Genomic DNA, 22,022 nt, shown 5'->3' with positions numbered 1-22,022 from the left:
AGGACACCGCCGGACTTCTTCAACAGAAGGGTCCTTGATCTGATGAACGTCGTGTTCCTCGAAGCCCCCGATAGGTGGCTCGGAACCTAGCTGTTCTCGGATCAAGGGCCCTTCTTTCATGTGTGCCCTGGCTGGGCAGCCGTGATCGATGCCCTCGCTCGGTCGTAGTAATGGGTGCCGGCTCGCCCGAGGCGCCGCCCTCGTGCCACGATGTCTATTGCCCGTCCTGAGAAGAGGAAGACATGCCTGACGAGAACACCGAGAACACGCCAGAGCGTCGCGAACGCAGTTCGCGCTGGTCGCAGGGAGGTCTTGGGGCGGCCTCCGGCGAGCCTCGCCCGGCTCGTGACGACAGGGGTTCCCGTGAGCAGCGGGGTCGGTTCGAACGCGACGATCGTCGCTCGTCAGGTCGCGACGAGCGAAGCAGCCATGGACGGGGCGGCGACCGCCGTGACGACCGTGGAGGTTTCCGTCGCGATGAGCGTGGCTACGGTGGCCCGCGTCGGGACGACGAGCGGGGTCGTGACGATCGCCGTTCCTTCGGTCGTGACGATCGTGGGGGGTTCCGTCGTGATGAGCGCAGCCGTGACGATCGTGGGGGGTTCCGTCGGGACGACCGTGGGCGGGACGACCGCAGCTATGGCAGACCGCGTCGGGAGGACGAGCGGGGTCGTGAGGATCGTGGGGGTTTCCGTCGTGATGACCGTGGCCGGGACGAGCGTCGCTCGTCCGGGCGTGATGAGCGTGGCGGTTACGGACGCGGTTCGGATCGTCGTGACGAGCGGGGTGGCGGTTTCCGTCAGGATGTCCGCAGCGACAACCGTGGCGGGTTCACCGGCCGGGGGGACCGCGGTGCCGGCTGGTCGGACGAGCAGTCGTCGATTCGTGGCCCGCGCAGCTGGGACGCGAAGGCCGTGGGGGACGAGCGTCCCCGTCGCAAGCCGGAGCCGGTGCTGCCGGAGGACATCACGGGTTATGAGCTCGACAAGGCGGTGCGTCAGCAGCTGCGTACCCTGAGCAAGGAGAACGCCGAGGGCGTCGCCAAGCACCTCGTCGCTGCCGCCGAACTGGTGGACGAGAACCCGGAGAAGGCGCTCGACCACGCGCAGCACGCCGTGAGCCGGGCCGGCCGGGTTCCGGCAGCGCGCGAGGCGCTCGGTCTGGTGCTCTACCGTACGGGCGAGTTCGCCGAGGCGCTGCGTGAGTTCCGGACCGCGCGTCGGCTGTCCGGCTCCGACCACCTGCTGCCGTACATGGTCGACTGCGAGCGTGGCCTGGGGCGCTACGAGCGGGCCCTTGAGCTGGCGAACTCTCCGGAAGCGCAACGCCTCTCTGAGGCGGACAACATCGAGTTGGCCATCGTCGTCTCCGGCGTGCGCCGCGACATGGGACAGTCGCGAGCTGCCGTCGTCGGATTGCGCATTCCCGCCCTGCAGAAGGCGACGACGCAGCCGTGGGCCGCTCGTCTGTTCTATGCGTATGCTGACGCGTTGCTCGACCTGGGTGAGCAGGAGGAAGCGCGGGCGTGGTTCGTCAAGGCTGACGCGGCTGACCGTGATGGCGAGACGGACGCCGCCGACCGCATCGATCAGATCGACGGCTTCGAGCTGACCGACCTCGCGCCGGAGGACGAGCAGGACGTCGACCCGCGTCTCGCCGATCTCGACCTGAGCGCGTTCGGCGCGGTACCGCCGAACGAACCGTCAGCGTCGGTCGGGGAACAGGACTCCCGTGACTGAAGGCCTGCTCGACCGGTACGACGGCATCGTCTGCGACCTCGACGGCGTCGTTTACGCAGGGCCCGACGCCATCCCGCATGCCATCGCGAGCCTCCAGAGCACGCGCGAGCATGGGACGCGTGTCGTCTACGCGACGAACAACGCTTCGCGTCCCCCGTCGGCCGTCGCGGCGCATCTGCGTGAGCTCGGGCTGCTTCTGGGCGACGAGGACGTCGTCAACTCGTCGATGGCGGCAGCGCACGTGCTGCGCGAGAGTGGCGCGCAGGTGCGTATCGTCCTGCCGATCGGCGGGGAGGGCGTCGCCCGAGCGCTGAGGGAGGCCGGTTTCGTCTGCGTCGGCGACGACGATGCAGGTGCAGGTACCGGCGACATCGATGCCGTCGTCCAGGGCTACGGGCCGGATGTCCGTGCGACGGACCTCGCGGCCGCAGCGCACGCCGTCAACGGTGGTGCGCGCTGGGTCGCGACGAACACTGACCTGACCTTGCCGACCGAGAAAGGGATCGCACCCGGCAACGGCTCGCTCGTCCAGGCCGTCCGCAATGCGGTGGCGGTCGATCCCGAAGTGGCCGGCAAGCCCATGCCCGTCATGTACGACATGGCGAGTGAGCGCATCGGCGCGGCCGACGCGTCGCGCGTCCTTGCTGTCGGCGACCGGCTCGAGACGGATATCGAAGGCGCGACCCGCGGCGGGTACGACAGCGTGCTCGTGCTCACCGGTGTTCACGGCCTCGCGGACGCAGCCGCGGCACCGAAGGAGCGTCGCCCGACGTACGTGCTCGCGGATCTGCGCGGCTTGACGCAGCCGTACGAGGTCGAGACTGCCGGGGAATGCGACGCGGGGGCGAGCATCGCTCGCGTGCGCGGTCTGCTGACGTCCCTGTGGGAGCGCGTCGATGCGGGAGACCTCTCCGCCGAGGACGCGGCGCGCGAGATGCGTCAGGCGTGCGGGTCATGAGCGTCGGGGTGCCCAGCCCGGGTGAGCTCGCCCAGCGGGCCGGGGGCCGTCGTGTGATCGCCGGGGACGGCCCGGTCGGTGACACAGAGCTGGACGATGCCGTGAGCCGCCTGCGCGAGAGCGTCGATGCGATGGCCGGCGAGTCGACGGGCAGCAATGGGTCGGTCGGCAGTGCGTCGAATGACAGCGGGTCGGAAAGCTGTGGGCCCGACGTCGACGCCGCCGACGTCATCGCTCGTGCACACGACGTCCATGAGAGCTTGCAGCGACGCCTCGAACAGGCCCAGGCGTGAGTGGTGTGCGACTCGACGCCGCCCTCGTGGCGCGCGGCCTCGTGCGTTCTCGCGCCCAGGCGAAGGAGCTGCTCGACGCGGGGAGAGTGCTTGTCGACGGCAAGGCCGAGGCGAAGGCGTCGACCAAGGTGAGCGACACGCAGAACGTCGAGATCGAGGGCGACCTCGACCACTACGTGGGCCGTGCCGCACACAAGCTCCTCGCCGCGTTCGAGGCCTTTCCCGGTGTCGCGACCCGCGTCGCGGGGGCACACGCCATCGACGTCGGGGCCTCGACCGGTGGGTTCACGCAGGTGCTGCTCGAACGGGGGGCGGCTCACGTCGTCGCTCTCGACGTCGGGCACGGCCAGCTCGCCGAACCGGTCAAGAGCGACCCGCGCGTCACCGATCTCGAGGGCGTCAACGTCCGCGACGTCGTGAGCGCGACGCAGCTCGACGGCTCACCGTTCGCACTCGTCGTCAGCGATCTGTCGTTCATCTCACTGACGCTGGCCCTGCCCCACATGGCCTTTCTGCTCGCCGACGACGGTGATCTCATCGCGCTCATCAAGCCGCAGTTCGAGGTCGGACGCGAGAGACTGGGCAGGACGGGCGTCGTGACGTCAGTCGAGCAGCGTCGCGAGAGCATCGACAAGGTGCTCGGGTGCGCGTGCGACCTCGGCCTCGCCGTGCACGGTCTCGAGTGGAGCCCGATGGTGGGCAGCCACGGCAACCACGAATACCTCGTCTTGTTGCGTCGCGCCGCGGTCGGCGGCGCCCTGGACGAAGCCTCCGTCGACCAGCGAATCCGCGACCTCACGCGAAGGAGCGAGTGATGAACCGCCGTGTCCTGCTCATCGGCCATCCGCGCCGGCCCGAGGCCTACGAGGTCGCCGAGCGGCTCGTCGACGGGCTGACGGCCGCCGGTATCGAGGTCGCGGGCATTGCTGACGAGTTGGCGGCCTTCGGGATCGTGCAGCGACCCGGCGTCGTCACCGTCGCCCCGGAGGAAGCCGGGGTGGCGTGCGAGCTCGCCGTCGTCCTGGGCGGCGACGGCACGATCCTGCGCGCCGCCGAACTGTCGCGCGACTGCGGGGTGCCGCTGCTCGGCATCAATCTCGGCCACGTCGGGTTTCTCGCCGAGGCGGAGAAGGAGGATGTCGAGCGGATCGTCGCCTGCGTGCGTGAGCGCTCGTGGATCGTCGAGACCCGCGCGACGCTCGAGGTCGTCGCGACCGACGGGCGCGGTGAGGTGGAACTGCACCGCGGGTGGGCGCTCAACGAGGCGAGCATCGAGAAGGCCGCACGAGAGCGCATGCTCGAACTGACCGTCGAGATCGACGGCCGTCCCCTCGCGTCCTGGGGCGCTGACGGCGTCGTCATCGCGACGCCGACGGGGTCGACGGCCTATGCCTTCAGCGCGGGAGGACCGGTCGTGTGGCCGGACACCGAGGCCATTCTCCTCGTGCCGATCTCGGCGCACGCGCTGTTCGCGCGCCCGCTCGTGCTGGGGCCGCGCGCGCAGCTCGCCGTCGAACTCGTGCCTGGTGCGCAAGGGCGCGCCGTGTTGTGGTGTGACGGGCGACGCCCGTTCGACCTGCCCGACGGAGCCCGGGTCGAGGTGCACGCGAGCGACAAGCCCGTGACGCTGGCACGTTTGAGCACGGCGCCTTTCACCGATCGTCTCGTGCGCAAGTTCGACCTGCCGGTCGAGGGCTGGCGCGGCATGCGACGCGCGCACTGAAAAGTTGATCTGTTCGTAAGCGTGTTCGAATCACCATTCGTCGCGTCGTGCCCGTAGGGTGGGAAGCGTGCTGAGGGAAATCCGGATTCGCAACATGGGTGTCATCGCCGACGCGACGCTCGAACTCAGCCCGGGGCTCAACGTGGTCACGGGCGAGACGGGCGCGGGCAAGACGATGGTCGTCAGCGGTCTCGGGCTGCTGCTCGGTGAGCGTGCTGACGCCGATCGGGTGCGCACGGGGGAGAAGTCGGCGCTCGTCGAGGGGTTCCTCGACGTGCCGGGCGAGCACGTGAGCGCGGCCGCGCTGGCCGATGAGTTCGACGTGGAGGCGGGCGACGAGGTGATCCTCAGCCGCTCGGTGGCCGCGACGGGGCGTTCGCGTGCGCAGGTGGCCGGGCGCAGTGTCCCCGCAGGCGTGCTGGCGCGCATCGGGCATGAGCTGGTCGCGGTGCACGGGCAGGCCGACCAATGGCGGCTCAAGCAGCCGGAGGAACACCGTCAGATCCTCGACGCGTTCGCAGGCCCCGAACTCTCCGAGTTGGCGCAGCGCTACCGCGACGGGTACGTGAGGCTGAAGGCGCTGCGGGCCGAGCGGCGCGAGTTGACGCTCAAGGCGCAGGAGCGCGCGCAGCGGCTCACGATGCTCGAGGCCGGGATCGCGCGCATCGACGAGATCGAGCCGCTCGAGGGTGAGGACGTCGAACTCGCGGCGGAGAGCGAGCGGCTCACGCATGCCGAGGATCTCCTGGCCGCCTCGCGTGGTGCGGGTGCGGCGATGGCCGGCGACGAGTTGTCGCCCGACGAGCCGAATGCGCTGGCGCTCATGGCTGCTGCGCGCAGTGGGCTCGAGTCGGGTGTGACGCTGGACGCCGACCTCGCACCGTTCATCGAGCGGTTGCGGGAGGTGCAGACGCTCACGGCCGACCTCGCCGCCGACGTCGCGCAGTACGCGGCGGCCATCGACATGGATCCGCAGCGGTTGCAGGAGGTGCATCAGCGGCGCGCCGCCATCACCCAGCTGCTCAAGGCGTACGGGCCCGAACTCGACGACGTGCTCACGTGGCGTGAGCAGGCCGGGCGTGAGGCTCAGGAGCTCGCCGGCTCGGACGATCGCATCGCCGCGATCGACGCCGAGATCGCGGGGCTCACGCCGAAGGTCGGGGTTGATGCTCTCGCGCTGCACGATCTGCGTCGATCCGCGGCCGAGCGACTGGGTGAGGCTGTCACGCAGGAGCTGCATCACCTCGCGATGGGCTCGGCTCGCCTCGTCGTCGAGGTCTCGATCGCCGAAGCCGACAAGGGCCTCGAACTGCCCGACGGGCGCCTCGTCAAACCCTCGGAGCACGGCATCGACGACGTCACGATCCTGCTGTCGGCCAACCGCGGCATGGATCCGAAGCCGGTGACGAAGGCCGCCTCCGGTGGTGAGCTGTCGCGCGTCATGCTCGCCCTCGAGGTGGTGACGTCGACGGGCAGCGTGCCCACGTTCGTGTTCGACGAGGTGGACGCCGGCGTCGGGGGCGAGGCGGCGCACGACATCGGCGCGCGCCTGGCGCGGCTCGCGCAGAGCGCACAGGTCATCGTCGTGACGCACCTCGCGCAGGTCGCGGCGTACGCCGACAACCACCTCGTCGTCCACAAATCGCATGACGGCGCCGTCACCGAGAGCGGCGTCGCCGCCGTCACGGGTGACGCGCGCGTCACCGAGATCGCGCGCATGCTGGGTGGCGACACGACAAGCGCGGTCGCGCGCGAGCACGCCGAATCGCTGCTGACGGCCGCCGGCGCGTCACAGAAGGCGAGCGCCTGAGCGTTCTCTCGGTTCACATCCATCGTGCGGCAACCCTGTCGCCCGAACACCTCTCGATGAAGTAGGCTGGCATTCCGTGGTGGATCAGACGACGAAGCATATTTTTGTCACCGGAGGCGTGGCCTCCTCCCTCGGAAAGGGCCTTTCGGCATCCAGTCTCGGCCGTTTGCTGCGTTCGCGCGGCCTGCGCGTTACGATGCAGAAGCTCGACCCCTACTTGAACGTCGACCCGGGGACGATGAACCCGTTCCAGCACGGTGAGGTGTTCGTCACCGAAGACGGCGCGGAGACCGACCTTGACATCGGTCACTACGAGCGATTCCTCGACGTCAACCTGCACGGGCGCGCCAACGTCACGACCGGCCAGGTGTACTCCGACGTCATCGCCCGCGAGCGCCGCGGGGAATACCTGGGTGACACGGTGCAGGTCATCCCGCACATCACGAACGAGATCGTCGAGCGCATGCGCGCCGAGGCGAACGGTGACGACGCACCCGACATCATCATCACCGAGATCGGTGGCACGGTCGGCGACATCGAGTCCTTGCCGTTCCTCGAGGCCGCACGCCAGGTGCGCCACAACGTGGGCCGCGACAACGTCTTCTTCCTCCACGTCTCGCTCGTGCCGTACATCGGCCCCAGCGGTGAGCTGAAGACGAAGCCTACGCAGCACTCCGTCGCTGCACTGCGTCAGGTCGGCATCCAGCCCGACGGGCTCATCCTGCGCGCCGATCGCGAGATCCCCGAGCCGATCAAGCGCAAGATCTCGCTCATGTGCGACGTCGACTCCGAGGCCGTCGCGGCCGCCGTCGACGCGCCGAGCATCTACGACATCCCGCGCGTGCTGCACTCTGAGGGGCTCGACGCGTACGTCATCCGCCGCCTTGGCCTGCCGTTCCGTGACGTCGACTGGGCCCAGTGGGACAAGCTCCTCGACCACGTCCACCGTCCGGCGCACGAGGTCGAGATCGCCCTCGTCGGCAAGTACATCGACCTGCCCGACGCCTACCTGTCGATCACCGAGGCGATGCGCGCCGGCGGTTTCCATCACGACACGAAGGTGAAGATCCGCTGGGTCGCCTCCGACACCTGCACGAGCGACGCGGGCGCGAAGAAGGCGCTGTCGGGTGTCGACGCGGTGCTCGTGCCCGGCGGGTTCGGCGTGCGCGGCATCGAGGGCAAGCTCGGCGCGCTGAAGTGGGCCCGTGAGAACAAGGTGCCGACGCTCGGCATCTGCCTCGGCCTGCAGTGCATGGTCATCGAGTACGCGCGCAACGTCGCGGGCATCGCTGACGCGTCGAGCTCCGAGTTCGACCCCGAGACGTCACACCCCGTCATCGCGACGATGGAGGAGCAGAAGTCGTTCGTCGAGGGCGCCGGCGACCTCGGCGGCACGATGCGCCTCGGCGCCTACCCGGCGAAGCTGCTCGACGGCTCGGTCGTGGCGAACGCCTACGGCACGACGGAGGTGAGCGAGCGTCACCGTCACCGCTACGAGGTGAACAATGACTACCTCGAGCAGGTCACCGACGCTGGCCTCGTCGTCTCGGGTACGCACCCCGAGCTCGGGCTCGTCGAGTTCGTCGAACTGCCGAAGGACGTTCACCCGTACTACGTCTCGACGCAGGCTCATCCGGAGTTCAAGTCGCGACCGCACCGTGCGCACCCGCTGTTCGCGGGGCTCGTCGAGGCCGCGCTGGAGCGACCGAGCAAGTGACGACGTGCGGCCGCTGTTCGGGCCGCGTGTCATGAATCGAGGAGGGCGATGCCGGAGACGGCGCCGCCCTCCTCGTCGTTTCCTGGGACGTCGGCCTGCGACGTAGCGGCCGGGTGGGGCCGGGTGCCAGTCCGGTGTGTCAGGATCGGTGGCATGACTTCCATCCACCCCACGATCACCCCCAGTCAACTCGTCGACGACTACACCCCCGCGCCCGTCGTGCGCAGCGACGTCGTCTACGAGGGACGGGTCTGGGACGTCGTCCAGGAGGAAGCCGATCTCGGCGATGCCGGACGCGTCACCCGTGACTTCGTCCGCCACCCGGGCGCCGTCGCCGTCCTCGCGATGCGCGGCGAACCCGGCGCTGAGGAGGTGCTCGTCATTCGCCAGTACCGGCACCCCATCGGTGCGCAGGAGTGGGAGATCCCGGCGGGGCTGCTCGACGTCGACGGCGAGCCGCCGCACGAGGCGGCGCTGCGTGAGCTCTACGAAGAGGCCGACCTGCGCGCCGGACGCCTCGACCTGCTCATCGACTACGCCTCGTCACCGGGCGGGCTCTCGGAGCAGCTTCGCGTCTTCCTCGCCCGCGACCTCACCGACGTGTCGGAGGATGACCGGTTCGAGCGCGAGGAGGAAGAACTCGACATGCCGACCGGCTGGGCTCGCCTCGACGACGTCGTCGACGCAGCGCTCGCGGGGCGCCTCCACAACCCGACGCTGCTCATGTCATGCCTCGCGGCTCGCGCGGCGCGCGACGCGGGCTGGGCGCCGTTGCGCGCCCCCGACACCCCGTGGTCGGTGCACCCGGCCTTCGCTCCGAAGCAGTAGCGGGTCAGCGGTAGCCGCCGCGGCGGCGCACCTCGGCGGCGATGCTCTCGCGTGAGGCCCCGGTGGCCAGCATCGTCATGACGAGCAGTCGCACCTGCGTGGCGCGCAGGTAGCCACCCATGACGACGCCGCGGCGCTGGAGGTCGACCTCCGCGCCGACCGCACCGTACGTCTCGACGAGCGCCGGGCCCGAGAACGTCCGGCTTGTCATGATGACGGGAATGCGGGCCGCGATGTGTCCGACGCTCTCGGCCCACCACCCGGGCACGTGCCCGGCTCCGAGGCCGGCGATGACGAGCGCGTCGGCGCCCGCGCTCACGGCGTCGAGCGCCCGCGGGGACTGCCCGAGTGCCACCGTCAGGACGGGCACCTCGGCGTCGACGGCGTCAGGCCGGGGGAGGGCCGGCAGTCGCGCGGGGCGGTGGAAGAGGTGGGTATGAGCTTCGAGGACGCGCCCGATCGGGCCGCAGTCGGGGGAGACGAACGTCGTGAGCGACGACGTGTCGCCCTTCGTCACCGAGCGCGCCGCGTGGATCTCATCGGCGAACACGGCGACGACGCCCAGCCCACGCGCGGCGTCGCTCGCGGCGACGCGGATCGCGGCGAGCATGTTGGCGGCTCCGTCGGCCCCGGCCATCGTCGGGTTGCGCATCGCGCCCGTGACGGCGAACGCGCGCCCGTCGTCCCAGAGCAGGTCGAGCAGGTAGGCGCTCTCCTCGAGCGTATCGGTGCCCTGGACGAGGACGAACCCGTCGGCGTCGGAGGCACTCGCGCGCTGCAGCACCTCGAGCAGGTGCGCCGGGGTGAGCGAACCGCTCTGTTCGCGCGCGATCGTCTCGCCGGTGAGGTCGACGTCAGCTGCGTCGAGGCCGGGGACAGCGGCGATGAGGTCGTCGGCGCCGAGCGTGGGGCGCACTCCGGCGCCGTCACCGGAGGACATGGAGATGGTTCCGCCGAGGAAGTACATCGCGATCCGCTTCGTCATGGCGCACAGGTTATCGTCGTGCCAACGAACCGCCGCGCGCCGATCGCTGCGCGAGCCCGTCACCGAGGAGACCCATGCCTGCTGCGGCCGACCCAAGCGTGCGACCCGGCCCGGACGCTGAGTGCCCCTGCGCCTGGGTTCCCGGGCGCTCGTTGCGCGAATGCTGCGGCCCGCTCGTCCTCGACGGCGTGCTCGCGCCGACGCCCGAAGCGCTCATGCGCTCGCGCTACACGGCGTTCGTGCTACGTGACGCCGACCACCTCTGGCGCACCTGGCATCCGCGCACGCGCCCGGCTCAGGTCGGCGACCTCGACGGCGTGACGTGGCTGGCCCTGCGGGTGCTCGACACGGGTGACGGCGGCATGAACGAGGCCGATACGCGCGGCACCGTCACCTTCGAGGCGTCCTACCTCGCCGACGACGGCCGTCGCGGGGTGCTGCGAGAGCACTCGCGCTTCGAACGCCGCGCCGGCCGCTGGTTCTACGTCGATGGGGACGAGCTCGACTGAGCCGCGAAAAACACGGGCGCGTCGCACACGCGGCATCACCTAGAATGAGCAGGTACGCCGTGGCGGCCTGACACCCCGCCCGAGCATCGCCCGTGACGGGCGTGTTCTGCGGCGGACCGCGCGTCCGGCGTCACCGACGAGAGGCCGAAGATCTTTCGGCGAAGGTGTGGTGGCACCGCGACCTGGCCCCCGCCCACACCTCCCGGGCTGCTCCCACGTGGGGCGCCCGGTCGAGCATCGTCCGATCGACGCGTCGCCGCATGGAACGAATCGAGAGGAACATCATGCTTCGAACCCATGAAGCCGGAACCCTTCGCGCAGCCGACGTCGGTGACACCGTCACCCTGACGGGTTGGGTGGCCAAGCGTCGCGACCACGGCGGTGTCGCCTTCGTCGACCTGCGTGACGCCTCGGGCGTCGTCCAGGTCGTCGCACGCGACGAGGTGCTGACTGGCGCCGCGCACGGTCTGCGCTCCGAATACTGCATCAAGGTGACGGGTGAGGTCGCCGCGCGCGAGCCGAAGGACGTCAACCCGAACCTGCCGACAGGTGAGGTCGACGTCGTCGCGAACGAGATCGAGGTGCTCTCCGAGGCGGCGCCGCTGCCGTTCCAGATCGACGAGCGCATCACCGTCGGCGAGGAGGCGCGCCTCAAGTACCGCTACCTCGACCTACGTCGCAAGGACCAGGGCGACGCGATCCGTCTGCGCTCGAAGGTGAGCCAGGCTGCGCGCGCCGTGCTCAACGAGCGCGACTTCGTCGAGATCGAGACGCCGACGCTGACGCGTTCGACGCCCGAGGGCGCTCGCGACTTCCTCGTCCCCGCTCGTCTCGCGCCGGGCAGCTGGTACGCGCTGCCGCAGAGCCCGCAACTGTTCAAGCAGCTGCTCATGGTCGCCGGGATGGAACGCTACTACCAGATCGCGCGCTGCTACCGCGACGAGGACTTCCGCGCCGACCGTCAGCCCGAGTTCACGCAGCTCGACATCGAGATGAGCTTCGTCGAGCAGGACGACGTCATCGAGCTCGGTGAGCAGATCGCGAAGGCCGTGTGGGCGACGATCGGCGTCGACCTGCCGACGCCGTTCCCGCGCATGACGTACGCCGACGCGATGGCGAAGTACGGCTCGGACAAGCCCGACCTGCGCTTCGGCAACGAGCTCGTCGAGTGCACGGAGTTCTTCAGGGACACGACGTTCCGCGTGTTCCAGGCCGAATACGTCGGCGCCGTCGTCATGCCGGGTGGTGCGTCGCAGCCCCGTCGTCAGCTCGACGCGTGGCAGGAGTGGGCGAAGCAGCGCGGCGCGAAGGGCCTTGCGTACGTCCTCGTCCAGGAGGACGGCTCGCTCACCGGCCCGGTGGCCAAGAACCTCACCGAGACCGAGGTGGCGGGCCTCGCCGGCCACGTCGGTGCGAAGCCCGGCGACTGCATCTTCTTCGCCGCGGGTGCGACGAAGGCGTCGCGCGCGCTGCTCGGCGCAGCGCGTCTGGAGATCGGCAAGCGCTGCGACCTCATCGACGAGAACGCGTGGAGCTTCCTGTGGGTCGTCGACGCGCCGCTGTTCGAGCCTGCCGCCGACGCTGTCGCCTCGGGGGACGTCGCCGTCGGCTCCGGTACGTGGACGGCCGTGCACCACGCGTTCACGATGCCGAAGGCCGAGTACGTCGACACGTTCGACACCGAACCAGGCGAGGCGCTCGCGTACGCGTACGACATGGTGTGCAACGGCAACGAGATCGGCGGTGGCTCGATTCGTATCCACCGCAAGGACCTGCAGGAGCGCGTCTTCAAGGTCATGGGTCTGAGCGAGGAGGACGCGCAGGAGAAGTTCGGCTTCCTCCTCGAGGCGTTCAGCTTCGGTGCGCCCCCGCACGGCGGCATCGCGTTCGGCTGGGACCGCATCGTCTCGCTGCTCGCGGGCACCGACTCGATCCGCGACGTCATCGCGTTCCCGAAGAGCGGCGGCGGCTATGACCCGCTGACGGCCGCGCCCGCCCCGATCTCCGCTCAGCAGCGCAAGGAGGCGGGTGTGGACGCCAAGCCTCAGGTCAAGAGTGAGGCTTCTGCGGACGCCGCATCGCCCGCCGCTCCGGCCGAGGTGTCGCCCAACAAGTCGTGATCGGCTGATCGGCGACCGATCAACGGGTCGAGCCCCTGACGTCGCATGACGTCAGGGGCTCGACCGATTCTGCGCGACGCGCCGGGGGTGCTGGGCCCGACAACGGTTTCAGGGCTTGCCCCTTTCAGCCGTAGGGTCGCCACATGCGTGATACGGCTACCGTCCTGTTCGATGCCGACGGTGTGCTGCAGCACGCGCGTCACGGCTGGGTGGGTGCGCTCGACGCGATCGGTGGCGAGGGCTTCGCGTCCGTCGTGTTCGCCCGCGAACTGCCCGCCATGCGGGGCGAGGCGAGGATGCGTGACTGCCTCGTCGCCGCGGCCGAGGAGCACGGGGTCGCGCTCGATCCCGATGACGCGCTGCAGCTGTGGTCGCGTTTCGACATCGACGAAGAGGCGATGGCCGTCGTCGCCAAGGTCAGACGTGCCGGGTACGGCGTGCATCTCGCAACCAACCAGCAGGACGTGCGCCGTGACCTCATGCGCCGCCGCTACGCCGGAGTGTTCGACGAGGAGTTCTATTCCTGCGAGCTCGGCGCGTGCAAACCGGCCGAGGCGTTCTTCGCGTCGATCATCGACCGGCTGGACGTCCCGGCGGGTCAGATCGTGTTCGTCGACGATTCGGCCCGCAACGTCGCGGCGGCGACGTCCTGCGGCATCCGGGCACATCTGCATGACCCCAGCAGCGGCGCGGCCGGCATGCGCCGGATGCTCGAGGGCGCCGGTGTTCGAATGTGACCGCAAATCGCCGTTGGGGACGGGATTCGCAAAGGGGGACGCGATTCGCGGGGGAGTCAGTCGCGGAGGCCGAAGCGGGCGTGCCAGCGTTTCATCGGGGCGGGGGCCCACCAGTTCCACCGGCCCATGACGGTCATCGTCGCGGGCACGAGGATCATGCGGACGAGCGTGGCGTCGAGAATGATCGACAGGGCGAGGCCCACGCCGATCTGCTTGATGATGACCATCTTCGCCGCGGCGAACCCGAGCATGACGATGACCATGAGAAGTGCGGCGCTCGTCACGATGCGTCCGCTGCGCTGGATGCCGACGGCGACGGCGCGCGCGTCGTCGTCACCATGTTCGTGGGCCTCGACGATGCGAGAGAGCAGGAATACCTCGTAGTCCATCGCCAGGCCGAAACCGAACGCGATGAGGATGACGGGGACGGTCGACTCGATCGCGTCGTTGCTCGTGTAGCCGAGCAGCGATTCGAAGTGGCCGTTCTGGAAGATCCACGTCATCGCTCCGAGGCTCGCGCCGAGGGAGAGGGCGTTGAACAGGAGGGCCTTGAGCGGCAGGACGAGCGATCCCGTCATGAGGAACAGCAGCACGAGCGTCGCGAACGCAACGACGAGCACGACGTAGGGGGCTCGCGCAGCGATGGCGTGCGTGTAGTCGTCGAGCTTGGCCTGCTGGCCCGTCACCCATGTCGGAAATCCTGGGCGGTGAGCGTGCAGGTCGTGGACGACGTGCTGCGTGCGCCCGTTGGAGGGGGTGGCCCCGTCGACTCGCAATCCGACGGCGACCTTGCCGTCGCCGAGGTCACGCACGGGGTTGACCCCGGTGACGTATTCGCGGTGTGCGACATCGCTCGAGACCCACTTCGTCATCGTCGCCACGTCGGTCTCGCCGACGATGCTCACGGCGGGTTCGCCGAGCGCAGGGAAGTCGTGGGCGAGGTCGTTCATGAGGGTGCGTTGCGGGTCCGACGTCGGCAGCAACGCGCTCGTCGAGCTCACCTGCCGCATGCCGAGCAGCGGCGCGGCCAGCACGAGCAGGACGACGACGACACCGCAGATCGAGATCCACAGATGACGCTGGACGGCGTGGGCGAGGTCGGCGAATCGTCCCTCGTCCGCGTCAGGCTGCACGCGCTTCTTCGCGAGGCGCGCCGCAGCGAGGCGCGCGCAGGCGGGCACGAGCGTCAGCGCCGCGAGGCAGGCGACGGCGACGACGGACAGGCCGGCGAGGCCGATCGCCTTTGTCACCGATGCGGGGAACAGGACGAGCCCTGCGACGGAGATCGCGACCGTAAGCCCGCTGAAGAGAACGGTGCGCCCGGCCGTCGCGATCGTGCGCTGGGTCGCGAGGTCGTGGTCGGCGCTCGTGAGCACCCCGTCGAGGCCGTCGGCCTCGCGCTGCAGCGCGAGGCGCGACAGTTCCTCGCGGAAGCGTCCGACGATGAGCAGGCCGTAGTCGATCGAGAGGCCGAGACCAAGAATCGTGACGATGTTGACGACGGTCGCATCGAGGTCGGTGACGTGGCTGAACCCGAGCAGCGCGAGCAGCCCGCCGGCGATCGCAGCGATCGCGCCGATGAGGGGGAGGCCCGCCGCGATGAATCCTCCGAACACGATGACCATGACGATGAGGGTCAGCGGGAAGGCGATGCCCTCTCCGGTCTTGAGGTCTTCCTGCACCTGATCGGTGATGCGCTTGAGCACTTCCACGGACCCGCCGGTGCGCACGCGCACCCCCGCGGGCGTCACCGCTTCGACGGCCTTCGTGACCTGCGCGCTCACGTCCTCCTGCACGCTCTTGTCGAGCCCAGCATCGAGCGTGGCGACGAAGACCATCGACTCGGGTGCGCTCGAGGAACGGTAGGCGGCAGCGACGCGCGGGTCGCGTTTCGCCGCGGGTGAGTACGCCGACTCGACCGCCGACGTGTGCACGACGTCGTCGATCACCTGCTGCACCTTCGCGCCGACAGCCGCTTGCTGTGAACTCGCCACCCCGTCGAGTCGGACGGCGACGCTGCCGCCGGCCTTGTCGCCGGTCAGCAGCATGTCGTTGCCGGTGTGTGCCTCACCCGGCACGAACGGCTCGGCCTGCCGCAGGTGTGCGAAGAGTCCGCCGCCACCGAAGGCGCCGGCCGTCGTCGCAAAGGCCAGGACGACGGCGACGAGCCACGTCAGGACGATGGCCATGGCGTGACGCGCGACGAAGGCGCCGTAGCCTCGCCCGCTCGGACGCTCGCCGTCGGTCGGCTCGGGCGAATGGCCCGAACCATTTGACGAGGCAGCCGACGAATCGTCGGCCCGAGAGGCCCCGGCGCGCTGTCGCGTGGCGCCCCACCTCATCCGATGACCGCCACGATGACGCTGACGAGCGCGAGTGCCATGAGGGCGCACGGCAGCGGCAGCCAGCGCACGCGACGACCGGAGGGGACGTCGGCCGGGTTGTCCACCGTCTCGGCGTCCAAGGCCTCGCGCAGCGCGCCGGCAGAGCGCGGAGGCTGCGTCAGGGTGCCCGGCATCGGGCGCAGGGACGCGGTCGGCAGGATGCCGAGACGCGCGTCGTCGGCGTTGCGCGCGCCGCGCGCCTTCTGCGAGCCGATCGCCCACACCGTCGTCTTGTGCCCGTCGTTGTCATGGAGGACGAGGCTGCCCTTCGACGTGGCGTGCGAGATGCCCGGCCAGGGCAGCGTCACCTCACGCACGACGTTGGAGACGACGACGTCGTCCGCGCCGAAGCGGATGCTCGGGCGCACCATGACGCAGAACGACGCCGCGGCGAGGGCGAAGCCGACGAACGCCATCGTGTGCGGCGAGCGGGCCATGAGGCCGCTGACGACGAGGACGATCCCGATGGCGACCCCGAACCACCCGATGACGACGTTGAACGTCTGACGGATCGCGGTGGGTTGGGAGGAATTGCTCATGGGGTGTCCTTCGAGGCGGGCGGCGCGGTGGCGCGGCTCACTCTAGTCGTGCCTTGTCGGTGGTGGCTGGTTGACTGCAGCCATGAGTGATGACCTGTTCTCGAGCCGCCTCGACGGTGAACGAACCTCGGGCAGCGCTGGTGCGTCGGCGATGGCGCCGCTCGCGGTGCGCATGCGCCCGCGCACCCTCGAGGAGGTGCGTGGGCAGGGCGAGGTGCTCAAGCCCGGATCGCCGCTGCGGCGTCTCATCGAGGGCCAGGCGGGTGCGGCGGGGCCGATGAGCGCGATCCTGTGGGGGCCGCCCGGAACGGGCAAGACGACGCTCGCGCACCTCGCGGCGAACAGCGCAGAACGCCGGTTCGTCGAGTTGTCGGCGATCACGGCGGGCGTCAAGGACGTGCGTCAGGCGATGGAGGAGGCGGGCCGCCACCTCGCGATGTACGGCCGTTCGACGGTCCTGTTCCTCGATGAGATCCACCGCTTCAGCAAGGCCCAGCAGGACGCGCTGCTGCCCGGCGTCGAGAACCGCACCGTCATCCTCGTCGCCGCGACGACGGAGAACCCGTCGTTCAGCGTCATCGCCCCGCTGCTGTCGCGTTCGGTGCTCGTCACGCTCACCTCGCTCGACGACGCGCAGATCGCGGACGTCATCGGCGCGGCACTCGTCGACGAGCGCGGTCTCGACGAGCGATTCACCCTCGACGACGACGCGCGCGATCACCTCGTCCGCATGGCCGGCGGTGACGCCCGGAGGGCGCTCACGGCTCTCGAGGCGGGCGCCGGGGTGGCGACGGACGCGGGGGAGAAGACCATCACGCTCGCCCACGTCGAGCAGGCGATGGCGGCAGCCGCGGTGCGCTACGACCGCGCCGGTGACCAGCACTACGACGTCGCTTCCGCCCTCATCAAGTCGATGCGCGGCTCCGACGTCGACGCCGCCCTGCACTATCTGGCACGCATGCTCGAGGCGGGCGAGGATCCGCGATTCATCGCGCGGCGCATCGTCATCGCCGCAAGCGAGGACGTGGGGATGGCGGATCCGACGGCGCTGCAGACGGCGGTGGCGGCGATGCACGCCGTCGCGCAGATCGGCATGCCGGAGGCGCGGATCATCCTCGCGCAGGCGGTCGTGCACAACGCGATCGCGCCGAAGTCGAATGCGGCGTACGCGGCGATCAACGCCGCCATCGCCGACGTCCGGGCGGGCCGCGGCGGCGCCGTGCCGCCGCATCTGCGCGGCTCGGGGTACGCCGGGGCGACGCAGTTGGGGCACGGGGCCGGATACACATACACGCACGATGAACCGGACGGCGTCGGCCCGCAGCAGTTCCTGCCCGACGACCTGCTGCCCGACGCGGACTACTACCACCCGACGTCGCGGGGGTGGGAGGAGCGGCTGGGGGAGCGATGGCGACGCCTGCGCGCCGTCATCCGCGGGGGTGAGAGTGCAACGTGATGCAGCTCACTGCGTGATGTTGCAGAATCGCGTGTTTCGTTAACGCGGTGTTACACCTGCGGCCATTCGCGGGTCAAAGGTAACGATCTGGTGACCCTCGTACTTTGAGGCTGGAATCACAATTTCGATGGGGCATGATCTGGGGTGCATGACGAGCTCGGCCAACCGCCGGGCCGCGTGTGACAGGCGGAGCGCGCACCGAGCGCCCAGAGACGGAAGGACGAAGCCTTGGCAATGGTCACCGGCGATCCCGCGCTCGAAGGGATGGGTCCCGATGGGGCCGAACCCCAGACGCCCGAGGAGCCCAAGGCGATCGAAGGTCGTTCGCTTCGTCAGATCGCCGTGTCTCGACTCAAGCGCGACAAGGCCACCCTTGCTGCGATGACCATCGCGGCGCTGTTCGTCCTCGTGGCGATCATCGCTCCCATCCTCGTGGCCACGGGTGTGCTCGACCCCACGACCAACCATCGCGATCTCCTGTCCCAGGACGGCACGCCGATCGGTAGCTTCAGCGGTGCAAGTTCGCATCACCCGCTCGGCGTCGTGCCCTCCTCGGGTACGGACCTGCTGAGCCGCCTCATGTACGGCGTGACGTTCTCCGTGGTCGTCGGCCTCGGTGCGACGGCGGTCGCGATGCTCATCGGCATGACGGTCGGGCTCATCTCGGGCTTCGCCGGGGGCAAGGCCGACTTCCTGCTCAGCCGGCTTGTAGACCTCGTGCTGTGCTGGCCGCAGACACTGCTGCTCTTGGCGCTGTCGGGGACGATCATCGCGCGCATCCAGAGCTTCGGCGTAAAGAACAGCAACATCGCCGCGGGCATCTACATCATCCTCGTGCTCGGCCTGTTCGGCTGGCCGACGTTCGCTCGCATCATTCGCGGCCAGGTCATGACGCTGCGCAACCGTGAGTTCATCGAGGCGGCCCGCTCCCTGGGTGCGACGAACCGCCGTCTGTACGTGACGGAGCTGCTGCCCAACCTCTGGGCGCCGTTCCTCGTGTACGCCACGCTGACGTTCCCCGCCTTCGTCTCGGCGGAGGCCGCCCTGAGCTTCCTCGGTGTCGGCATCCACGCCCCGACCCCCACGCTCGGAAACATCATCACGGACGCCATCGACTTCTCGCAGGCCGATCCGACGTACTTCTTCGTGCCGGTCATCACGATCTCGGTTCTCGTCCTGAGCTTCAACCTTCTGGGCGACGGCCTGCGCGATGCGCTCGACCCCAAGGCCGATCGCCACTGACGCCACCGCGCGTCTCTCACACGAGCCCACGGGCTCCCTCAGTTTTCCTGGCCACGTCCGGTCAGGTCGGTTGGATCGCCTCGGCGGATCCTTCTTCATCAAGGAGATGACGATGAACAAGAAGTCGGCTTCCATCCTCGCCGTGGCGATGGCTGGTTCGATCAGCCTCGCTGCCTGCGGTGGCGGGTCCAGCGACAACGGTGGCTCCGGCGGTTCCGGGGGCAAGGACTCCGGTGGCACGCTGAACTACCTCAACAAGCGCGGCGCCGAGAACCTCGACCCCCAGCGTGTCTACATCGGACGTGACATCTCGAACTGGGGCCGCCTGTGGTCGCGTTCGCTCGTCACGATGCCGGCCACGGACGACATCAAGAAGGGCGACAAGCCGGTTGCCGACCTCGCCACCGACACGGGCAAGATGTCGGACGGCGGCAAGCAGTGGAGCTTCACGCTGAAGGACGGCGTCAAGTGGCAGGACGGCAAGGACATTACATGTGATGACCTCAAGTACGGCATCTCGCGTACTTTTGCCACGGACGTCATCACGGGTGGCCCGTCCTACGCCCTTGCGTACCTCGACATCCCGCAGAAGAACGGGCTGCCGATCTACGACGGCCCGTACAAGAACCACAACAAGGACGCGTTCGACAAGGCTGTCACCTGTGACGGCAAGACGATCACGTACAAGTTCAACAAGGCGTGGCCGGACTTCAACCTCGCCGTCGCCTCCCTGCGCGCGTTCGACCCGTTCCGCAAGGACCAGGACAAGGGCGACAAGAGCAACCTCACCGCCTTCTCTGACGGCCCCTACAAGCTGCAGGGCACGTGGAAGAAGGGTCAGGGTGGCACCTTCGTCCGCAACGACAAGTGGGACGCCAAGACGGACACCGTGCGCAAGGCGCTGCCGGACAAGATCGTCTTCCAGGAGGGCATCGACCCGGTCAAGATCAACCAGCGTCTTATCGCCGACCGCGGTGACGACCAGACGGCTATCACGACGAGCTCGCTCCAGCCGCAGCTGTACGGCCAGATCACGGGTGCCGTGAAGGACCGGTCCGCGAACGTGCAGTCGCCGTACGTCGACTACCTCGTGCCGAACTTCAAGAAGATGACGAACCAGAAGGTCCGTCAGGCTCTGCTCGCCGCGACGAGTCAGGACGCCTGGATCACCGCTGGCGGCGGTGACAAGGCCTACGCCAAGGCCGACTCCATCATCAACCCGGCGCTCACGACGGCCTACGTCAAGAACCCGGCGTTCAAGTACGGCACGGGCGGAAACATCGAGGAGGCCAAGAAGCTCCTCAAGGAGGCCGGTCAGCCCAACCCGTCGATCAAGTTCACGTACCAGGGCGGCACCCCGCTGGCCGACAAGCAGGCAGGCGCCATTGCGGACGGCTGGAAGAAGGCCGGCTTCAACGTCACCCTGAACGGACTGACGGACACCTACTACGATGTCATCCGCGACCCGAACTCCGACGGCGACGTGTACTGGGCCGGCTGGGGTTCGGACTGGCCGTCCGCCAGCACGGTCATCCCGCCGCTGTTCGACAGCCGTGTCAACCTGACGGCGAAGTCGAACGGTTCCGACTACGGCAACTACAAGTCGGACGAGGTCAACAAGATGATCGACGAGGCCTCCAAGGCCACGTCCGTCGACGCCGCAGGTGAGATCTACAAGAAGATCGACGCCAAGCTCGGCGAAGAGGTCGCCTACATTCCGCTCGAGTCGCAGAAGTTCTACTACCTGCGCGGTTCGAAGGTGACGAACTACATCAACGGCGCCGGCACGTCGATGTACCCCGACCTCGCGGTCATCGGCGTCAAGAAGTAATCGGACGTCTTGGCACCTCGACCGGCGGGGCACCCACCGATGCCCCGCCGGTCGCCCGGTCCTCGCGGCCGACACCGAACCCACCCCCGTTCCCGTTCGAGAGGACTGCCCGCAAGGGCGGAAGCTCATGGTTGCCTACGTCATTCGCCGACTCTTCTCGGGTCTGGTCATGCTGCTCGTCGTGACGCTCGCGACGTTCGTGCTCTTTTTCTCCGCCGGCAAGGACCCGGCCGCCCAGACCTGTGGCAAGAACTGCTCCCCAGCGCTCATCGAGCAGAACCGCAAGGCCCTCGGCTACGACAAGCCCGTTCTCGTGCAGTGGGGTAATTTCGTCAAGGGCGTAGCTACGGGACGCGAATTCCCGGAGGACAAGGAACTACGAAAGAGCGCGCCCGACCTTGCCTTTTCATGTGACGCGCCATGCCTGGGGTATTCGCCGCTGCAGTCCGCGAACGTGACGGATGAAATCAAGGCAGCATTCCCGATCAGTTTCTCCATTGCGCTCGTCGCCTTCGCGCTGACGCTCATCCTCGGCGTCGGGTTCGGTATCCTCGCCGCGTTGAATCGAGGCGGGATCGTCGACAAGACATTGGTGGGGACATCGCTGATCTTCTACGCCCTGCCGACCTTCGCGATCGGCTCGCTCCTGTACCAGTTCGTTGCGATCGACTGGGGCTGGCTGCCGGTTCCCAAGTACTCCACGATCGCCGACGGAGGCATCGGTGGCTGGCTGTCGGGCTTGTTGATGCCAGCCCTCACGCTGGCGCTGTTCACCGCCGCCGGGTACGTCCGCATGACTCGCGCCTACGTGCTCGAGACGATGAGCGAGGACTACCTGCGCACCGCCAAGGCCAAGGGCCTGTCGAAGGGCAAGACACTGTGGAAGCACACGATGCGGGCGGCCATCACGCCGATCATGACGATGGCCGGCATCGACTTCGCCGTGCTCGTCGGCGGCGCACCGATCACGGAGTCGGTGTTCAACTACGACGGCCTGGGCAAGTTAGCGGTCACGTCGACCCAGACGCCGGACCTGCCAACGAACGTCGGTATCGTCGTCGTCCTGTCGGCGCTCGTCATCGTGGCCAACATCATCGTCGACTGCCTCTACGCCGTGGTCGACCCACGCGTGAAGCTGGCCTGAGGAGAGA

18 protein-coding genes are annotated in these 22,022 nt (G+C 68.7%); 15 read left to right on the top strand and 3 right to left on the bottom strand.

Annotation, left to right across the window (positions count from 1 at the left end):
• Positions 1 to 914 precede the first annotated feature (914 nt).
• The 8 genes from HMPREF0321_RS02420 (at position 915) to HMPREF0321_RS02385 (ending at position 9,068) form a co-directional block, all read left to right on the top strand.
• The gene (locus tag HMPREF0321_RS02420) at positions 915 to 1,739 is read left to right on the top strand and encodes a lipopolysaccharide assembly protein LapB (protein WP_139023529.1); all 825 of its coding nucleotides are present in this window, start codon (positions 915 to 917) and stop codon (positions 1,737 to 1,739) included.
• On the top strand, positions 1,732 to 2,697 hold the full coding sequence (locus HMPREF0321_RS02415) for an HAD-IIA family hydrolase (RefSeq protein WP_006943874.1): 966 nt from the start codon (positions 1,732 to 1,734) through the stop codon (positions 2,695 to 2,697). Before HMPREF0321_RS02420 ends, HMPREF0321_RS02415 begins: the two co-directional genes overlap by 8 nt.
• A 53-nt stretch (positions 2,698 to 2,750) precedes the next feature.
• Entirely contained in the window at positions 2,751 to 2,990 is a 240-nt protein-coding gene (locus HMPREF0321_RS02410) for a hypothetical protein (protein WP_139023528.1), read from the top strand.
• The gene (locus HMPREF0321_RS02405) at positions 2,987 to 3,805 is read left to right on the top strand and encodes a TlyA family RNA methyltransferase (RefSeq protein ID WP_006943890.1); all 819 of its coding nucleotides are present in this window, start codon (positions 2,987 to 2,989) and stop codon (positions 3,803 to 3,805) included. Before HMPREF0321_RS02410 ends, HMPREF0321_RS02405 begins: the two co-directional genes overlap by 4 nt.
• Entirely contained in the window at positions 3,805 to 4,713 is a 909-nt protein-coding gene (locus HMPREF0321_RS02400) for an NAD kinase (RefSeq protein ID WP_006943868.1), read from the top strand. Before HMPREF0321_RS02405 ends, HMPREF0321_RS02400 begins: the two co-directional genes overlap by 1 nt.
• Before the next feature lie 58 nt (positions 4,714 to 4,771).
• Entirely contained in the window at positions 4,772 to 6,523 is a 1,752-nt protein-coding gene (recN, locus tag HMPREF0321_RS02395; RefSeq protein ID WP_006943904.1) for a DNA repair protein RecN, read from the top strand.
• 79 nt (positions 6,524 to 6,602) lie between these two features.
• Entirely contained in the window at positions 6,603 to 8,240 is a 1,638-nt protein-coding gene (locus HMPREF0321_RS02390; RefSeq protein ID WP_038568537.1) for a CTP synthase, read from the top strand.
• A 153-nt stretch (positions 8,241 to 8,393) separates the two neighbouring features.
• Positions 8,394 to 9,068, top strand: coding sequence for an NUDIX hydrolase (locus HMPREF0321_RS02385; RefSeq protein ID WP_006943875.1), 675 nt, complete (start codon positions 8,394 to 8,396; stop codon positions 9,066 to 9,068).
• A 4-nt stretch (positions 9,069 to 9,072) separates the two neighbouring features.
• Here the strand turns inward: HMPREF0321_RS02385 and HMPREF0321_RS02380 are convergent, their stop codons facing one another.
• Positions 9,073 to 10,053: an asparaginase gene (locus HMPREF0321_RS02380; protein ID WP_006943902.1), complete on the bottom strand. Its 981-nt coding sequence runs from the start codon at positions 10,051 to 10,053 to the stop codon at positions 9,073 to 9,075.
• A gap of 74 nt (positions 10,054 to 10,127) precedes the next feature.
• On the opposite strand from HMPREF0321_RS02380, the gene HMPREF0321_RS02375 reads away from it, so the two are divergent.
• From HMPREF0321_RS02375 to HMPREF0321_RS02365, 3 genes are all read left to right on the top strand, one after another.
• A complete protein-coding gene (locus HMPREF0321_RS02375) occupies positions 10,128 to 10,562 on the top strand; it encodes a YchJ family protein (protein ID WP_006943881.1) in 435 nt (144 codons plus the stop codon).
• A 284-nt stretch (positions 10,563 to 10,846) separates the two neighbouring features.
• Positions 10,847 to 12,682, top strand: coding sequence for an aspartate--tRNA ligase (gene aspS, locus HMPREF0321_RS02370; RefSeq protein ID WP_040014329.1), 1,836 nt, complete (start codon positions 10,847 to 10,849; stop codon positions 12,680 to 12,682).
• 143 nt (positions 12,683 to 12,825) lie between these two features.
• A complete protein-coding gene (locus HMPREF0321_RS02365; RefSeq protein WP_006943900.1) occupies positions 12,826 to 13,419 on the top strand; it encodes an HAD family hydrolase in 594 nt (197 codons plus the stop codon).
• Positions 13,420 to 13,475: 56 nt separating this feature from the next.
• On the opposite strand, the gene HMPREF0321_RS02360 is transcribed toward HMPREF0321_RS02365, so the two are convergent.
• Positions 13,476 to 15,608: an MMPL family transporter gene (locus HMPREF0321_RS02360; protein ID WP_050786440.1), complete on the bottom strand. Its 2,133-nt coding sequence runs from the start codon at positions 15,606 to 15,608 to the stop codon at positions 13,476 to 13,478.
• 149 nt (positions 15,609 to 15,757) lie between these two features.
• On the bottom strand, positions 15,758 to 16,342 hold the full coding sequence (locus tag HMPREF0321_RS14615) for a hypothetical protein (protein ID WP_006943866.1): 585 nt from the start codon (positions 16,340 to 16,342) through the stop codon (positions 15,758 to 15,760).
• Between the two features lie 82 nt (positions 16,343 to 16,424).
• Between HMPREF0321_RS14615 and HMPREF0321_RS02345 the strand changes: the two genes are divergently transcribed.
• From HMPREF0321_RS02345 to HMPREF0321_RS02330, 4 genes are all read left to right on the top strand, one after another.
• The gene (locus HMPREF0321_RS02345) at positions 16,425 to 17,798 is read left to right on the top strand and encodes a replication-associated recombination protein A (protein ID WP_006943885.1); all 1,374 of its coding nucleotides are present in this window, start codon (positions 16,425 to 16,427) and stop codon (positions 17,796 to 17,798) included.
• A 234-nt stretch (positions 17,799 to 18,032) separates the two neighbouring features.
• The gene (locus HMPREF0321_RS02340) at positions 18,033 to 19,040 is read left to right on the top strand and encodes an ABC transporter permease (protein WP_006943869.1); all 1,008 of its coding nucleotides are present in this window, start codon (positions 18,033 to 18,035) and stop codon (positions 19,038 to 19,040) included.
• A gap of 112 nt (positions 19,041 to 19,152) precedes the next feature.
• Positions 19,153 to 20,871, top strand: coding sequence for an ABC transporter substrate-binding protein (locus HMPREF0321_RS02335; RefSeq protein WP_231729546.1), 1,719 nt, complete (start codon positions 19,153 to 19,155; stop codon positions 20,869 to 20,871).
• Positions 20,872 to 20,998: 127 nt separating this feature from the next.
• A complete protein-coding gene (locus tag HMPREF0321_RS02330; RefSeq protein ID WP_006943892.1) occupies positions 20,999 to 22,015 on the top strand; it encodes an ABC transporter permease in 1,017 nt (338 codons plus the stop codon).
• Positions 22,016 to 22,022: the final 7 nt, after the last annotated feature.

It is taken from the genome of Dermacoccus sp. Ellin185 (assembly GCF_000152185.1).
In the GTDB taxonomy this organism is placed as follows: domain Bacteria; phylum Actinomycetota; class Actinomycetes; order Actinomycetales; family Dermatophilaceae; genus Dermacoccus; species Dermacoccus nishinomiyaensis.
This window is presented reverse-complemented; position numbering and strand designations above follow the sequence as displayed.

Excerpts from the sequence above, each read along its gene's own strand:
- HMPREF0321_RS02400 (WP_006943868.1), top strand. The coding sequence starts at position 3,805 with ATGAACCGCCGTGTCCTGCTCATCGGCCATCCGCGCCGGCCCGAGGCC.
- HMPREF0321_RS02385 (WP_006943875.1), top strand. The coding sequence starts at position 8,394 with ATGACTTCCATCCACCCCACGATCACCCCCAGTCAACTCGTCGACGAC.
- HMPREF0321_RS02380 (WP_006943902.1), bottom strand. The coding sequence starts at position 10,053 with ATGACGAAGCGGATCGCGATGTACTTCCTCGGCGGAACCATCTCCATG.
- HMPREF0321_RS02375 (WP_006943881.1), top strand. The coding sequence starts at position 10,128 with ATGCCTGCTGCGGCCGACCCAAGCGTGCGACCCGGCCCGGACGCTGAG.
- aspS (WP_040014329.1), top strand. The coding sequence starts at position 10,847 with ATGCTTCGAACCCATGAAGCCGGAACCCTTCGCGCAGCCGACGTCGGT.
- HMPREF0321_RS02365 (WP_006943900.1), top strand. The coding sequence starts at position 12,826 with ATGCGTGATACGGCTACCGTCCTGTTCGATGCCGACGGTGTGCTGCAG.
- HMPREF0321_RS02360 (WP_050786440.1), bottom strand. The coding sequence starts at position 15,608 with ATGGCCATCGTCCTGACGTGGCTCGTCGCCGTCGTCCTGGCCTTTGCG.
- HMPREF0321_RS14615 (WP_006943866.1), bottom strand. The coding sequence starts at position 16,342 with ATGAGCAATTCCTCCCAACCCACCGCGATCCGTCAGACGTTCAACGTC.
- HMPREF0321_RS02345 (WP_006943885.1), top strand. The coding sequence starts at position 16,425 with ATGAGTGATGACCTGTTCTCGAGCCGCCTCGACGGTGAACGAACCTCG.
- HMPREF0321_RS02340 (WP_006943869.1), top strand. The coding sequence starts at position 18,033 with ATGGTCACCGGCGATCCCGCGCTCGAAGGGATGGGTCCCGATGGGGCC.
- HMPREF0321_RS02335 (WP_231729546.1), top strand. The coding sequence starts at position 19,153 with ATGAACAAGAAGTCGGCTTCCATCCTCGCCGTGGCGATGGCTGGTTCG.
- HMPREF0321_RS02330 (WP_006943892.1), top strand. The coding sequence starts at position 20,999 with ATGGTTGCCTACGTCATTCGCCGACTCTTCTCGGGTCTGGTCATGCTG.